Origin of the sequence: Fictibacillus fluitans, assembly GCF_030418125.1 — a bacterium.
In the GTDB taxonomy this organism is placed as follows: Bacteria; Bacillota; Bacilli; order Bacillales; family Fictibacillaceae; genus Fictibacillus_C; species Fictibacillus_C fluitans.
Genome location: NZ_JAUHTR010000003.1, coordinates 225,917 through 242,097 on the forward strand (window position 1 = coordinate 225,917; position 16,181 = coordinate 242,097).

Annotated in this window: 12 protein-coding genes; all 12 read left to right on the forward strand. The window is 46.2% G+C overall.

Annotated elements, in window-relative coordinates; all coding sequences use genetic code 11:
- The first annotated feature begins 5 nt into the window (after positions 1 to 5).
- Complete coding sequence (locus QYB97_RS08365) at positions 6 to 1,097, forward strand: Gfo/Idh/MocA family protein (RefSeq protein ID WP_301165530.1); 1,092 nt, start codon at positions 6 to 8, stop codon at positions 1,095 to 1,097.
- 28 nt (positions 1,098 to 1,125) lie between these two features.
- The gene (locus QYB97_RS08370) at positions 1,126 to 1,752 is read left to right on the forward strand and encodes a YesL family protein (RefSeq protein ID WP_301165531.1); all 627 of its coding nucleotides are present in this window, start codon (positions 1,126 to 1,128) and stop codon (positions 1,750 to 1,752) included.
- Positions 1,752 to 2,411 carry a carboxylesterase family protein gene (locus tag QYB97_RS08375; protein ID WP_301165532.1) on the forward strand — a complete coding sequence of 220 codons (660 nt, stop codon included), beginning with the start codon at positions 1,752 to 1,754 and terminating at the stop codon, positions 2,409 to 2,411. Before QYB97_RS08370 ends, QYB97_RS08375 begins: the two co-directional genes overlap by 1 nt.
- A 52-nt stretch (positions 2,412 to 2,463) precedes the next feature.
- Positions 2,464 to 3,489 (forward strand): LacI family DNA-binding transcriptional regulator, encoded by a 1,026-nt coding sequence (locus tag QYB97_RS08380; protein WP_301165533.1) that lies wholly within the window; start codon positions 2,464 to 2,466, stop codon positions 3,487 to 3,489.
- A 48-nt stretch (positions 3,490 to 3,537) separates the two neighbouring features.
- Positions 3,538 to 4,884: an ABC transporter substrate-binding protein gene (locus tag QYB97_RS08385; protein ID WP_301165534.1), complete on the forward strand. Its 1,347-nt coding sequence runs from the start codon at positions 3,538 to 3,540 to the stop codon at positions 4,882 to 4,884.
- Positions 4,885 to 4,947: 63 nt separating this feature from the next.
- Positions 4,948 to 7,944, forward strand: coding sequence for an extracellular solute-binding protein (locus tag QYB97_RS08390; protein WP_301165535.1), 2,997 nt, complete (start codon positions 4,948 to 4,950; stop codon positions 7,942 to 7,944).
- A gap of 10 nt (positions 7,945 to 7,954) precedes the next feature.
- A complete protein-coding gene (locus QYB97_RS08395) occupies positions 7,955 to 8,965 on the forward strand; it encodes a carbohydrate ABC transporter permease (protein WP_425589780.1) in 1,011 nt (336 codons plus the stop codon).
- 29 nt (positions 8,966 to 8,994) lie between these two features.
- Positions 8,995 to 9,867, forward strand: a complete 873-nt coding sequence (locus tag QYB97_RS08400) for a carbohydrate ABC transporter permease (protein WP_301165536.1) — start codon at positions 8,995 to 8,997, stop codon at positions 9,865 to 9,867.
- Between the two features lie 12 nt (positions 9,868 to 9,879).
- Positions 9,880 to 11,934, forward strand: coding sequence for a YIP1 family protein (locus QYB97_RS08405; protein ID WP_301165537.1), 2,055 nt, complete (start codon positions 9,880 to 9,882; stop codon positions 11,932 to 11,934).
- Positions 11,927 to 14,254 carry a DUF5696 domain-containing protein gene (locus QYB97_RS08410; protein ID WP_301165538.1) on the forward strand — a complete coding sequence of 776 codons (2,328 nt, stop codon included), beginning with the start codon at positions 11,927 to 11,929 and terminating at the stop codon, positions 14,252 to 14,254. Before QYB97_RS08405 ends, QYB97_RS08410 begins: the two co-directional genes overlap by 8 nt.
- Positions 14,251 to 15,153, forward strand: coding sequence for a carbohydrate ABC transporter permease (locus QYB97_RS08415; protein ID WP_301165539.1), 903 nt, complete (start codon positions 14,251 to 14,253; stop codon positions 15,151 to 15,153). Before QYB97_RS08410 ends, QYB97_RS08415 begins: the two co-directional genes overlap by 4 nt.
- A complete protein-coding gene (locus tag QYB97_RS08420) occupies positions 15,150 to 16,151 on the forward strand; it encodes a carbohydrate ABC transporter permease (RefSeq protein ID WP_301165540.1) in 1,002 nt (333 codons plus the stop codon). Before QYB97_RS08415 ends, QYB97_RS08420 begins: the two co-directional genes overlap by 4 nt.
- The last annotated feature ends 30 nt before the right edge of the window (positions 16,152 to 16,181 follow it).

Here is a 16,181-nt window from a genome sequence, read left to right on the forward strand (position 1 = left end):
AATAGATGACGAAAACAAAAATTGGAGTCATTGGAACAGGAAGCATCAGTGATGTCTATCTTTCCTCGCCTCAGAAATTTTTAAACTATGAAATTGCCGGAGTGGCAGATATAAATGTGGAACGTGCACAGGAACAGGCTGAAAAGCACCAGATTCCTTTTTCAGGCAGTGTATCAGAGCTGCTGGAAAAAGAAGATATAGAACTGGTTGTGAATCTGACCATTCCTGCTGCACATAAGGAAGTCAGCATCAAGGCCCTGCAGGCGGGAAAACACGTGTATTCAGAGAAGCCGCTCGCTACTACCTGCAACGATGGCCTGCTGGTGATGGAGGAAGCCCGCCGTTTGGGACTTCATGTCGGCACTGCGCCGGATACGTTCTTGGGAGCCGGCCTGCAAACGTGCCGCGCACTTCTTGATCAGGGAGTGATAGGAGAACCTGTAGGTGCTTCTGCCTTTATGCTTGGGCGGGGCCCGGAGAGCTGGCATCCGAATCCTGAATTCTTTTACAAACAGGGTGCAGGCCCGCTGTTTGATCTAGGTCCCTATTATTTAACCGCCTTGATCAGCCTGCTTGGTCCGGTAAGCCAGGTGGCCTCCATGAACAGGGTGACGGTTCCGGAACGGGAGATTACGAGTGAGCCATTTGCCGGCACAAAGATCAAGGTGGAGGTTCCGACGTACGTTTCATCATTGCTGCAATTTTCAACGGGAATCAGTGCATCATTTATCACAAGCTTTGATGTATGGGATACAAAGCTTCCGAAAATTGAAATTTATGGTACAAAAGGAACTCTGCTCGTGCCGGATCCCAACGAATTCAATGGTCCCGTTTATTTTATGAACAACGAAACCACAGGCTGGCAGGAAGCGGATCTTGTAAGTTCCTATACCGATAATTGCCGGGGAATCGGCCTGGCAGATATGCTCAGAGGCATAAAAGAAGGACGTCCGTACCTCTGCAGTGGAGATCTTGGCTTGCACGTGCTGGAGGTTATGGAAGCGATCCTGGAATCTTCGGATAAGAAGCGCTTTCTGGAATTGGAAACAAATTGCAGAAGGCCCGAACGATTGACTGGTTTTCAATACCAAGATTGATCCCCGGTCTGATGAAGGAGGTGGAAGCATGAATGCCTTGAAGAAAATGCCTCTGATGGAGGTATGCAATTGGCTGATGCGGATGGCTTATATTAATATTCTCTGGATTGTTTTCACGCTTTTGGGTGCGGTTGTTGCCGGATTTTCCCCAGCGACTGCGGCTGCCTTCTCGGTATGCAGACGCTGGATAAGATCCAAGGAGGAATTTCCGGTCTTTCGAGTGTTTTGGCAGGAATACAAGCATAACTTCATTGGCTCTCAGGGGTACGGCTGGATTACGATTGTGCTGATGGGTGTACTGTATTTGGACTTTTTATATTTTTCCAGCAAGTCATCAACCATTTTCTTTGTTTTTTCAGCGATAGCGATTGTTCTGTCCATCATGCTGGCCATGGCAGTTGTGTACATCTTTCCTGTGTATACACATTACCGGCTTAATTTCTTCCAATATTGGAAGTACGCCCTGTCAATTGCCATGGTTCATCCGCTTCAGACCATCTTTACAGTGGCTGGTGCCCTGACAATCGGCGCCATCCTGCTTAAGCTTCCATCGCTCCTTCCCTTTTTTGGAGTGAGCGCGATAACCGTATGGCTGACATGGAGAACACAAAAAATCGTGATTAAAATTGATGAAATTAAGGAGGCGGTTTCGTAATGACTCTGGAGCATCATCAATTCACAGGAAAAACGACAAACCTCCCTTTTTTGCTGTCAAAGCCAAAACGGTATGCAGCTGAAGAAAACTGGCCATTGATTCTCTTTCTGCATGGCATGGGTGAAAGGGGAACAGATTTAAATCTGATTAAGCATTACGGCATACCAAAAGCTGCAGCTGATGATCAGTATTTTTCATTTGTTACGGTTTCACCGCAATGCCCACATGACTCCTATTGGACGGAAGAAACAGATACATTAAGAGAACTCATCGCACAATGCATTCTTGCATTAAAAGTGGATCCGGCAAGAATCTATGTGACAGGGTTAAGTATGGGAGGCGCAGGAACTTGGAAGCTTGCGATCGAGCATCCTGAACTTTTTGCGGCCGCGGCTCCTGTGTGTGGAAAAAGTTTTCCTGAAAAGGCAGAACGTCTCGCGGGACTGCCGGTTTGGGCCTTTCACGGTGATACGGACGATATCAACCCTGTTTCTTGTTCGACTTCCATGATACAAGCGATGGTTGAGGCTGGAATAGAGGCAAAGCTGACTATTTACCCGGACACCGGACATGATGCGTGGACAGAAACCTATCAAAATCAAAAATTATATTCCTGGTTTCTTGAGAACAGGAGAGAACTAGCAACGTTTAAAAGATGAAGAGAAACGTTTTAACCTGCAATTCGAAACGTTTCAATAGCTGGAGGTTTCAATGGCTACGATAAAGGATGTGGCAAAACTCGCAGGTGTGGCAGTATCTACCGCCTCTTATGCGTTAAACCAAAGTTCCAAGGTAGCGCCGCAAACCGCCAGAAAAGTTATCGATGCGGCGCGTGTTTTAAACTATCAAAAGAACGGCATTGCCCGGGATTTGAAACGAAATAAAACAGATACGATTCTGCTCATCCTCCATAATCTGGCCGGTCCCTTTTATTCAGAGCTGGTAAGGGGCGTGCAAGATACGCTTCAATCTTTAAACTATGGACTGATCGCCTGCAGCTCAATGGGCGGAAGAGATTCTACGGCTTCTCGATTTTTGGCAGAGCGCCGTGCAGACGGAGCGATTATCCTGGCATCCAATTTAGGAGATCAAGAGATTGAGAGAGCGGCAAGGAAGGACTTTCCCATCGTTGTTCTCGACCGGCTGATTTTGAACCACGATTCGATCATGAGTGTGGTTGTGGACAACAAATCAGGAGGTTACGAGGCAGCAAAGCATTTGATCGACCGGGGACACCGCGATATTGCCTATCTCAGCGGGCCGCTTGATTCACGGGACAACCTTCAGCGGCGCAAAGGATTTGAACAGGCGATGCAGGAAGCTGCCATCCCGATTCGTCCCAAGTGGCTGCTGAAGGGCGAATTTACTAGGCAGGGCGGCTACCTGGCCACCAAGATGCTCATTCTTCAAGGCGATCTGCCAAGCGCTATTTTTGCAGGAAATGATGAAATGGCGATAGGGGCAATGAACGCCTTAAAAGACGCGGGAATAAAAGTCCCCCGGCAGATATCGGTCATTGGCTTTGATGATATCGAGATGTCCCGCTACACCACTCCGCAGCTGACAACGGTCAGCCAGGCCAACTATGAGGTCGGCTCGCTTTCGGCACATCTTATCTACCGGTCAATTAAAGAAGAAATTGCGAAAAAAGATTACATCATGCCAACGGAATTAATCATTAGAGATTCTTCCCGGGAGCTAATGAAGGAGGTGAGGGGGCAACGGGAGCAGGTGTGATTGATAAGGTTGGATAATAAAAGTAAAACCAAACTGAGGGGGATTATGATGAAAAAGACGTATGCTTTGTTAATGACTGTTCTATTATGTTTGTCTGTTGTGCTGGCAGGCTGTTCAGATTCAAAAAAATCAAGCGGGAACCAGGCAGATGAAGACAGTAAAAAAGACGGTAAGAAGGTAACAATCACGTATTCAAGCTGGGCAGACCCTGCTGTTGAGAAGCGGCGTGTTGACGCTTTTATGAAAGCGCACCCGGATATTGAAGTGAAAATGAACAAGGCGGTCACCTGGCCATGGGATGAAAAGCTTGCAGCAGCGGCAGCAGCCAACAAGCTTCCGGATGTCTTTTTTGTATTCAGTGTTCCGCCAAGCGTAACCAATGGCTGGCTTGAAGATCTTACTCCTTATTTAAAGAAAGACAAAGAATACAGCAAAGATAAAGTATTCGGGAATTTGACGGAAACAGCCGAGTATAACGGCAAGCAATATGCTCTTCCACAAGGATTGTATGCGAATGGAATCTTCGTCAACAAGGATATATTCAAAAAAGAAAATGTTGAACTTCCAAAGCCTGACTGGACGATTAATGAAATGCGTGAAAAAGCCGTGAAGCTGACCAAAGTCAGTGAGAAGCAATATGGTTTTGATGGAGTCGGCGGTTTGCGTGAAACACTGATCCCTCAGCTTGATCCTTCACAGGGCTGGTTAACCTGGGATGGCGAAAAGTACAACTTTGATAAGCCTGCATTTGTTCAATCCAATAAAATTGTTACAGACATGCTCACCAAGGATAAAGTGTCTGCTGAAATCCTTCCTCAGGAAGACCGCGACAAAGAGTTTGGCAAAGGCAAATCTTCATGGAATGTCGGTAAAGCAGCAATGCGTTATGGCGGATCTTCTGATTTCGGCTGGCAGTCCAAAGAGTTGAAGTTTGACTGGGATTTCCTTCCGATGCCAAAGGACAAAGGCCAGCGTACACCGCTTGTAACAGATTATATCGGGATGGCCAAGTCTTCAAAGCATAAAGAGGCAGCGTTTGAACTCGTGAAATGGATGACCTATTCCAAAGAAGGCTGGGAAAGCAGAATTGATGTGGAAAAGCCGATTACGAGCTTCCCTCTGATCAATGACAAGAGTGTATGGGAGAAATACCTGGACAGCAAAGAAGTACCAGCTGGAATGAAAAATGTTGTTCCGATGATTTCCGACGGATTTGTCGACGGCTGGAAGTGGCTTCCGGGCTATCAGGAAGTGATGAACAAGATTGTCGGCAACAACTATGAGAAATTTGTTAAAGGCGAAATCAAGCCGGAAGACATCAGCCAGGATCTTCAGAAGCGTTCGAACGAGGCATACGAGGACGCCAAGAAAAAGATGGATGAAGCTACAAAATAGGCAAGGTACCGGGCTCCCTTCTCTCAGCAGAAGGGGCCTTACCTTCATAAAGGAGTTTATGCCATGAAATGTAAGTGGGTCCTTCGCCTTGCTGCGCTGCTGCTCATTTTTCAGACCGTATGGTCACCGGCACAGACGTTTGCCGAGAAAAATGATACCAAAAGCCTTTTGAATGATCTTTTTGATAAAAAGAAAACAAACGTAATAGACAAGAAAAAAGATAAAAAAGCTTCATCCGGAAAACAGGCGGACGAATCTCTGATCTCAAAAATGGTGGAGAGCAGTTACAGTGATGTACTGGCCGAGTGGAAGAAAGCAGGTCTGAAAAGCACATCAGCCAAGACGATGGACATTTCGTTAAGCGAGCTTTCGGGGGCCAAAGGCCATACGGAAATGAAGCAGGGAAATAAAGCTGTTCGGTTTGATGAAGGGTTGAAGGAATTATCGATCCCCGTAGAGGTGGCGGAATCCGGGTTGTATCAGCTCGCTTTCGATTACATGCCCCTTGAAGAAAATGTGAATACAGTGGAGCGGGGCATAAAAGTAAACGGAAAGTATCCGTTCTTTGAGGCGAGAAGAATCGTATTTGACCGTAAATGGGAAAGTCCCACCGGAAAATTCCCTCATGATGAATCAGGGAACGAATATCCCCAAGAATTGAAAGAAGTAAAAAAGTGGCAGCAGACCTATGCCATGGATGCCAGTTATTTTGAAGATAAACCACTGCAATTTTATTTAAAAAAGGGCAAAAATACGGTAACGCTTGAATACGTGAGGGAACCTATGCTGCTGGCTCAAATGCATATCTCCTCACCAGAAAAGCCGGCAACCTATAAAGATTATGAAACCGCCAATGAATCAGACAAAAAGCCGTCCAAAACTATCACTTTGGAAGCGGAGCGGTTTACGTATAAAAATGTTCCCTATATTCAGCCAGTCGCTTTACCCGATACGAATGTGGAGCCGTACAGTGTCAAAAAAGAGCTGCTGAACACGCTCGGCACACCGGGTGATAAATCCTTTGAGCTGGGGGGGCAGAAAGTCACTTGGAAAGTCAATGTGAAAGAAGCGGGAACGTATCATTTGTCTTTTAAATACTTACAGGATCAAAAAGTTAACATGCCGGTCTTCCGAACGGTGCTCATAGATGGCAAAATTCCGTTTCAGGAACTGGAGGCATATCCTTTTTCCTATAACCAGGCATGGAGCAATGAAACCCTTGGCAGTAAAGGGAAACCTTACAACATTCAATTGGATCAAGGAGAACATACCCTTTCACTGGTGGTCAACGGACAGCCGATTCAGCGAACAGTAACAACTGTCCGAAAGGTAATGGACGAGATCAAAAAGCTTTCTCTTCGGATAAAAATGGCCACCGGAAACTCGGTCGACCGAAACCGGGAATGGGAGATTGCAACGCAGATCCCAGACCTTAAAAAGATATTAACCGACAATGCGGATCGATTGAGCAAAGAATATGCCTATTTGCAGAAAATCACAGGAAACAAGCCGGATGCCGCCAGAAATTTAATGATGGCTGCCAACCAGCTGAAAAAATTGGCACAGAACCCGAATGAGGTGCCAGACAAGTTAAGTATGCTTGACCAGGGATCAGGGTCAGCCTCACAGCAGCTTGGAGACCTTTTGGCAGAACTGCCGAACCAGCGAATGCAGCTGGACAGACTCTATCTGTCCAATGGCGAACTGCCAAGCCCTGAAGCAGGCTGGACAAAGAAGCTGGGAAGCCAGGTTTCGAAATTTTTCCTTTCATTTAACCGCACATCACCGCCGGAAAAGAAAAAAGAGAAAAAGCTTACCGTCTGGGTCAACCGCCCACAGCAATATGTAAGCATGATGCAGCAGATGGCGGACCAGGATTTTACGAAAAAAACAGGTATCAAGGTTTCATTTTCCATCATGCCCGATGAGCAAAAGCTGATTTTGGCAAATGCGGCCAACAAGTCACCTGACGTTGCCCTCGGTGTGAGCAATCAGCTGCCATACAATATGGCCCTTCGTGGCGCAATACTTGATCTGAAAAAATTCCCGGATTTCCAAACGGTAAATAAACGCTTTTCACCGGGTGCCATGCTTCCTTTTTACTATGACGATGGCGTCTATGCTGTCCCGGAAACCCAGAACTTTTGGGTCATGTTTTACCGAAAAGATATTCTCGATGCTCTTCATATGAAGATACCCCAAACGTGGGATGAAGTTTTGAATATGCTTCCGGAACTTCAGCGATATGGCATGAACTTCTATACACCGCTGTCACAGGCAGGCGGGTTTAAGCCTTTTCATCTGACCACGCCATATCTGTACCAGTTTGGCGGATCTCTTTACACGAAAGACGGGATGAAGGCCAATATCGGAACGGATGAAGCATTAAAAGGCTTTGAACTGATGACCAAAGCGTTCACTATCTACAGTATGTCCATGCAGGTTCCCAACTTTTACAACCATTTCCGTGAGGGAAATCTGCCGATCGGAATTTCCGATTATGAAACCTATGTTCAGCTGACTTCTGCGGCTCCGGAACTTGCCGGTTGGTGGAAGATTGCACCTCAGCCTGGTGTGCGCGATAAAAATGGCAAGATCCAGCGCTGGGCTCCGGGAACCGGGCAATCGGGTCTGATTTTCAAAAAAACCAAGCATAAAGATGAGGCGTGGGAGTTTTTGAAGTGGTGGACGTCAAGCAATGTCCAGCAGGAATATGGAACGAAGATGGAAGTGAACTACGGGCCTTCCTATAAATGGAACACAAGTAATCTTGAGGCCTTTAAAGGACTTCCGTGGCCGGACGAAGATAAAAAGGTAATCAATGAGCAGTGGAAGTGGCTTAAGGATGTTACCCATGTTCCCGGAGATTACCTGCTCGAACGGGAAATCAGCAACGCCTGGAATTCGATCGTGTTTGATGGAGAAAACCCGAGAAAAGCACTTGAAGACGCCATTGTTCTTTCCAACCGGGAGATGAAGAAAAAGCAAGAGGAATTTGGCTATGTGAAGAACGGAAAAGTTGTGAAGAAAATTAAGATGCCTGAATTCCAGGAGAAGTGAGGTGACATGAATGAGTTTACCCGATGTGTCTGTGCAAAGAGAAGAGGAGAGCAATCCTGCGGTCCTGCCAAAGCAGGCGGGAGCCTCTGAAGGTAAGCGGCCAACCCTGGGGAAAGCCACGTTTCTTCAAAAGAAAAAGTGGAGGGAAGAGGGAAGCGCCATGGTTTTTATCGGCCCTTTTCTGATTCTATTTATTCTCTTCATTGTCATCCCGGTCATTGCTGCGATCGGTCTGTCATTTACGTACTTCAATACAGTGGAAGCGCCGAAGTTCATCGGTCTTCAGAACTACGTTAATCTGCTGACGCAGGACAATGTTTTTATGATGTACGTATTGCCCAATACCATCAAATTTTCCCTGATCGTCGGCCCTATAGGTTATGCCCTGTCATTCTGGCTCGCCTGGCTGCTGGCGCAGATTCCAAAAAAATCGCGCACTGTGCTTACCCTTGTCATCTACTCGCCCTCGATGACAGCGGGAATTGCCATGGCAGTTGTCTGGCTCATTATTTTCAGCGGCGACAGTGCAGGTTATTTAAACAGCATGCTTCTGAAGCTTGGCCTGATCTATGAGCCGGTCCAATGGACGCAGTCACCAGATTATTTAATGCCCATCATGGTGGTTGTGTCGTTATGGGGAAGCATGGGTGTTGGATTTCTTGCGATGCTTGCCGGAATTTTGAACGTGGATAAGGAGCTGTATGAAGCAGCCTACATCGACGGAATCAAAAGCCGTCTTCAGGAGGTTTTCTACATTACGATTCCTTCCATGAAGCCGCAGATGCTGTTTGGAGCGGTGATGGCCGTTGTGGGAACCGTGCAGGCAGGGGTGATCGGCGTGCAGCTGTCGGGTGCGAACCCCACTCCGCAGTATGCCGGACAGCTAATCATCAACCATATCGACGATTATGGATTTATCCGCTATGAAATGGGATATGCTTCGGCAATTTCAGTGATCCTTTTGCTGATCGTCTATCTTTTTTCTAAGCTGTGCTGGAGGTTATTCGGTGAAAAAGACTGATCTACTTCCACATGAAGGAGCTGAGCCCGATGTCAATTAAATCAACAAAAATCAACCCGGATAAATTTCATATCAGCCAGTGGAAGTTTTACGTGATTTTGCTGGCACTGAGCACATTCATGATTTTACCGATCATTTTCATGTTTTCTCAGGCACTGAAACCTATGGATGAGCTGTTCCTGTATCCGCCGCGTTTCCTGGTCCATAAACCGACGATGGAGAACTTTGGGGATTTGATGTCGCAAACCTCCACGACGCTGGTGCCGATTACACGCTATCTGTTTAACAGTGTTATCATCACGGGCTCTGTTGTACTGTTAACGTGTCTTGTGAGTGCCATGGCCGGTTTTGCGCTCTCAAAAAAGAATTTTATGATGAAGAAAGTTATTTTTGAAGCCAACATTATTGCGATGATGTTTGTTCCGGCAGCCGTCATGATTCCAAGGTATTTTATTATTGAGACGCTTGGCCTGACAGATACGTTTCTTGGCCATATTCTGCCGCTTCTTGCTTTGCCTGTCAGCGTATTTCTTGTTAAGCAATTTGTGGATCAGATTCCCGATTCGCTTCTTGACGCAGCCTCCATTGACGGTGCCAACGATTTTGTGCTGTTCCGCAAGATTATCTTTCCGATGATCATGCCGGCACTGGCCACCGTGGCGATCCTTGCGTTCCAGCTGGCCTGGAACAACATTGAAACCTCTGTTATTTTCATGAACGACGAAAATTTAAAAACCTTTGCTTTTTACATGAACACGCTGACCTCCAAGCTCGAAAATAACGTGGCCGGCCAGGGGATGGCAGCAGCTGCAGGATTGATCATGTTCATTCCGAACCTTATTATTTTCATTTTCATGCAAAGTAAAGTAATCAATACGATGGCCCATTCAGGTCTGAAATAAGGGGGAAAGACTATGGCAAAAAAAATGGTACTCATGTTCATTGTTTTTCTCCTTTGGCTTCCGGGAAAAACTCAAGCCTCTGCACCTTATGATACGTATACAATAAATCCTGACGGTGAATGGATGCTTACCCAGGATGCCTACCTGCCGACCGGAATGATCAATGGGCTGGCTTCCATCGGAAATACAGAAGGTGTCGGAAAAGAAAAACTTCAGCCTTTTTCCCAGCCGGAAGACATCTTTATTGACCGTAAGGACCAAATTTATGTCGCGGATGCCGGCAATGGAAGAATTGCGGTTCTTAGCCCTGATGGTACGTACAGCAGAAGTATCGGCAAAGGTGTGCTCACCCAGCCCACCGGGGTTTTTGTGAAGGAGAACGGACATGTATTTGTGGCCGATTACGGGAGCCAGAAGCTGTTTGAATTTGACGCTAAGGGCAAAAAAGTGAACGAGTTTGGAAAGCCAGAATCGGTTCTCTTTGGCAAAGACACCAACTTTGTTCCGAAAAAGGTGATTGTCGATAAGCGGGGGAACTTGTACGCGGTACTCGAAGGATCGGTTGAAGGGCTGGCGCAGTTCAGTTCAAAGGGTGAGTTTCTGGGATATTTCGGAGCCAACCAGACCGGCTTTGACCTGAAACGAAAGGTCCAGGATGTGCTGTATACAAAGGAACAGATGAAAAAGCTTGAAAGCAAACAACCGCCTTCAGCAAGCAACCTTGCCATTGATGATGAGGGGCTGATTTATACCAGCACCACAGGAGCCAAAACAGAAAGCATCAAAAAGCTGAACATTTCAGGCTCCAATCTTATTCCATCGGTCATGGGCAGTGACAGCCTTTCAGACGTCACCGTGGATTTTATGGGTAACATCTATTCCGTTGACGGCGAATTTGGTTATATTTATGAATATGATTCTGAAGGCAATCTGATCTTCACCTTCAGCGGAGAGGACAGCGGAAACCAGCGCCTTGGACTGACAAAGAGCCCGTCCGGCATCGCGGTGAATTCAAAGGGACGTGTATTCGTGCTTGATAAACAGCGCGGAGCCATTCAGGTCTTCCAGCCCACCGCCTATGCGAATCTTGTGCATAAGGCAATGTCCTATTACTCGGAAGGCCGCTACGAAAAAAGTGAAGTGTACTGGAAAGAAGTTCTCAAGTATAACAGCATGTTCGGCCTTGCTCATCAGGGGATGGGAATGGCAGCTCTGAAAAAAGGAAATTACGAAGAGGCACTCGAACGGTTTTCGATTTCAAAAGATATGGAAGGCTACTCCACGGCTTACTGGGAAATCCGGCGGAAATGGATGCTTGAGCACACGTCTTCTTTTATCATTGCAGGCGCTGTTCTTCTCGCTGCCTATTTTCTTATGAGACGTCTGTATCGTAAAAAGGGACTTGGAGCTGGCGTGATGAACCAGTGGCAGGCCATGAAAAAGGAAAGATATATTTCGCAATTTCTTCAGTCCTTCCGGATCATGAGACATCCAATCGAGGGCTATTGGGAGCTTATCCAAAGAGGAAAAGGCTCTGTGTTCATGGCCACGATCCTTTACGTTTTGCTCGTTGCCGTCTATTTCATCGATCTTATTTATACCAACTTTCTGTTCAGTGCTGAAGATCCCGACAACATCAGGCTGTTCAATGAGTTGTGGAAGGTTCTCGTCCCGATTGCTGTCTGGATTATCGCCAACTACCTGGTGAGCACCATCAATGACGGTAAAGGAAAACTGCGTGACGTTTATATTGGAACGGCCTATGCCTTCAGCCCTTATATCTTTTTGGGAATTCCAATTGCCATCGTTTCCAATGGACTGACATTGATGGAATCGGTAATTTATGACATTTCCCGGTACGGGATGATGGTTTGGACAGCCCTTCTCATGTTTTTAATGGTCAAGGAGATCCACCGGTTCGAGCTTGGACAAACCGTAAAGAATATTCTTTTAACCTTTGCGGGCATGGGTATTCTCGGGCTGATCGGATTTATGATGTTTGGTTTGACCAACCAGCTGTATGATTTTGTAGATGCTATCCTTTCGGAGGTGAAGGCCCGTGTTTAGATTCACAGTGAAAAAAGCAGTGTTTGGTGTCATGCTTGCGGTACTGCTGCTGATTTCAAGCGGCATTACAGGTGCATCAGGGCTTTTTACCAAAACGAAGGATGTGCCGCCACAGGAAATGCTGAAAAAACATGAAGAACTCTCGGCCGTTGAGCTGAGTTCCAACCGCTATACACAGCCGGACAAAAAACAAAAGGAAGTAAAATCCCCTTCCATTCCGGCTGAATACAAGAAAGAAGCAGAAACGCCGTCCCTCGCACTTTATGTTGACAGCAAAACGATGGGCATCATGGTGGAAAATAAAAAGACAGGATATGTATGGTCTTCTTATCCTTCAAAAGATACCTTGAAAAAAGAGCAGTTGAACGAGGACTGGAGCATGCTTGTCCGCTCCCCGGTGATGATTGATTATTTTAACGATAATGCCGGGCTTGATCGAGGAAGTGTAGCCTCGCTTGACGGCCAGGTGATGAACAAAAAAGCCATCAAAAACGGCTTTCAATTTACCGTGGATTTAAAGAAACTAAAAACGTCCTTTGATGTGCAGGTAAGCATTGAGGAAAGCGGGCTTGTTGTAAACGTTCCGGAAAAAAGCTGGAGTGAAAAAGACCATAAGCTGGCGAATATTTACGTCTATCCTTTTCTGGGAAGCACCCGTCTGGATGATGTTCCCGGCTATATGATGATTCCGGATGGAAGTGGTGCCCTTATCCGCTATCAAAAGCCTTCAGTTTCCTATGACGAGCCGTTTGTCGGAAGAATTTTTGGCCAGGATTATTCCGTCAACCCTCCAAGAATGGGGGGCAACAGGAACATTAACGTAACCATGCCGGTATTTGGAGCGGTTCATGGCGAAGGGCAGAATGGCTTTCTCGGCATTGTGGAAAAGGGCCAGTATAATGCGGAAATCGTAGCCTATCCGGCAGGATTGAACACCAATTTCAACTGGATTAGCCCGCGGTTTATCATCCGTAACGCCTACTTTCAGCCAACAAGCAAAAATATGGGCGGCTACAACACCTACCAAAAAACAAGAATACAGACTGACCTGAAAATCAGGTACTCTTTTCTCCAAAAAGACGAGGCATCATATACCGGGATGGCCAAGTCGTACCGAAGCTACCTGGAGAATAAAGGGATTCTGAAGAAAACAAAGCCAGCAAAAACAGATGTGCCGGCACATGTTGAATTTCTTGGCGGTGAAATGGAAAAAGGCTTGTTCAGCCGAAAATTTGTGGAGATGACAAAATTTCAGGATGTCGATGACATTACGAAAACATTAAAAGCAGAAGGTCTTTCCAATCTCGACGTGCTCCTGCGGGGATGGAACCATGGCGGCCTTACCGGCAGCAACCCCGAGCGGTTTCCTGTTGCCAGTGAGCTCGGCGGCGAAGATGGTTTAACGGATCTGGCCCATGTGCTGAAGAACCGGGGAATTGCATTGTCGCTTCAGCTGGATTATACGTATGGCTATGAAGGTGCCAATAATTTCAATGAGAAAACGGAAGCGGCGCGCAAGATTACGAATCAGGTGTTGATTGAGCGCATTGGAAGCGATCCGTTTGAAAAGGAAAAAATCGATTTGGAGCGGTATTACATTTCTCCACACAAGGCGGTAAACCTGGCCAGGGAGGATACGAAAGAGTTAAAGAATATTCCTTCTGCTGGTGCAGCACTTGAAAATACAGGGTCTGTCCTGTTCTCGGATTTCAGGAAGTCGAACCCTGTGGGCCGTGATGAAGCTGCCTCTGATTATATGAAACTTGCGGACCACCTTTCTAACCAATTTGATGATTTGGCACTGTATCAGCCAAATGCCTATCTCTTAAAGCATGCATCGAAAATCTACAATATTGAAATGGATTCCTCGCAATACATGTATGCGACGGACACCGTTCCCTTTGTACAGATGGTGCTTCACGGTTATATCAATTACTTTACATCTCCGCTGAATTTTGCGGCAGACAAGAATGAAATGGTCTTGAAGATGGTAGAAACAGGAGCTTATCCATCCTTTTATTTTACAAAGCAACCTTCTCATCTGTTAAGCAAAGGGCCGTCAAAGTCTATTGGTGCTTCCTATTACAAGGACTGGCTGGATGATGCCAAAGAGATCTATGAAAGAGTGAAAAAGCCGCTTGGTGCAGTGGCGGGGGAAACCATTGAAAACCGGAAAGTCTATCAGCCGGGTGTAGTTGAAGTGACTTATTCAAATGGAACAGTCATCCTTGTAAACTATGAATCCAAAGCAGTAAAAGCAGATGGCCGTACCATTCCGGCAAGAGACTTTCTTCTATCGAAAAGGGGGAGCAGGCAATGACCAACCAACGGAAAAATACACTGACAGGATTGTTGTTCATCTCTCCCTGGCTGATTGGCTTTCTATTTTTCATGGCGTATCCCATCTATTCTTCTTTGAAAATGAGTTTTGAAAAAGTGTTCATCACGCCGGAAGGCATTCAGTCCGAATTTGTAAAGCTCGATAACTATCAATACGCGCTGTTCAAGGATCCGTATTTTATGGATGAAGTATTTAACTTTACCAAGACGGTGATTCTCATGGTACCGATTGTCGTCATCTTTTCCATGATCGTTGCCCTTTTGATCAATCAGCCCATTAAGATGAAGGGGATGTTCCGCGCCGTCTTTTTCCTGCCGGTCGTGATTTCGAGTGGTGCAGTGATCAATGAGCTGTTTGCCCAGGGAGCGGGAACCATTCCCATGGTTGAGCAGTACGGCATTGTAACCATGCTTAAGGATTCTTTGGGTCCGGGGCTTGCAGATCCCATCATTGAAGTGATTCAGAAGTTCATCCTGATTCTTTGGTTCTCGGGTGTCCAGATCCTGATCTTTCTGGCAGGACTCCAGAAAATTAACAGAAGCATATACGAGGCGGCTGCGATCGACGGAGCTTCACCGTGGGAAACGTTTTGGAAGATTACACTGCCCGGCTTAAAACCGTTTATTCTTGTCAACCTGATTTACACCACCGTTGACTTGTTTACCAATTCGGTGAACGACGTCATCAAGTTGATTAAGGAGAATATGTTCAAAATTGAAACCGGATTCGGTTATGCTACTGCGCTTTCCTGGATCTATCAGGGGTTGATTTTACTCATCCTTTTGGTCATCTTTTTCTTTTTCAGAAATAAGGAAGGCAAGAAAGAGCGTAAGCTTGGGTACCGGAAGCCACGAGTGAAAAGGGGGACAGTCTCATGAAAAGCATCGCAGAACACGAAAAAATAACACCGCCTGCGGGCTCTGTTCTTGCTAAAGGGATGTACGGGAAAAACCCGCTCCTTCTCCGTGCCAGGCGTCTTTTATTGGGTAAACAGGGGAATGACGGACTCATCTTTAAGTTTTTTACGTATTACCTTTTGATTTGCATCGGCTTTGTGTACTTGTATCCGATACTGTTCATCCTTTCGCAGAGCTTTAAAAGCATGGATGATTTGCTTGATCCGACTGTCATGTGGATTCCGCGGGAGTTTAACCTGGAGAACTATATTCAGGCATGGCAGGTTCTTGATTTCCCGAAAACCTTAAGCACAACACTTATGAATGCAGCTCTGCCAGCGGTGGCACAAACGATTTCCTGTGCCCTCGTAGGTTACGGCTTTGCAAAATTTAGTTTTCCGGGAAAACCGATATTTTTTGTACTGATGATCATCACATTTATTATCCCGGCGCAGGTAGTTATGATCCCGCTGTATCTCTTGTTTGAAAACTATGGGATGACCGGTTCTTCCCTGCCATTTATCCTGCCGGCCATTTTTGCCATGGGAATTAAAAGCACGCTGTTTATCCTGATCTACACCCAGTTTTTCAAGTCCATTCCTGTAGCCCTTGAAGAGGCGGCGCAGATTGACGGAGCCGGAAGAATCTCAATCTTTTTCCGGATCGTGCTTCCCATTTCGGTACCCGCAATGATGGTTGTGTTTCTCTTTTCCTTTGTATGGCATTGGAATGAAACCTATATGGCGTCACTGTATCTTGGGGATGCCATGTCCACGCTGCCTTTAAAACTTCAGGAGTTTAACGATGCATTTAAAAATATGTTTGGCGGAAGCCAGGCTGCATCAGCAAAAACCGATATTAACGAATCCATTAAACTGGCAGGAACGATGCTCGTCATTTTTCCGCTGCTGGTGCTGTATTTTGTGGCTCAGCGATGGTTTGTGGAGGCAACAGACAAAACAGGAATTTCAGGAGAATAAGCAAAAAATGCCTGTCAGGCTCAAGCCCGG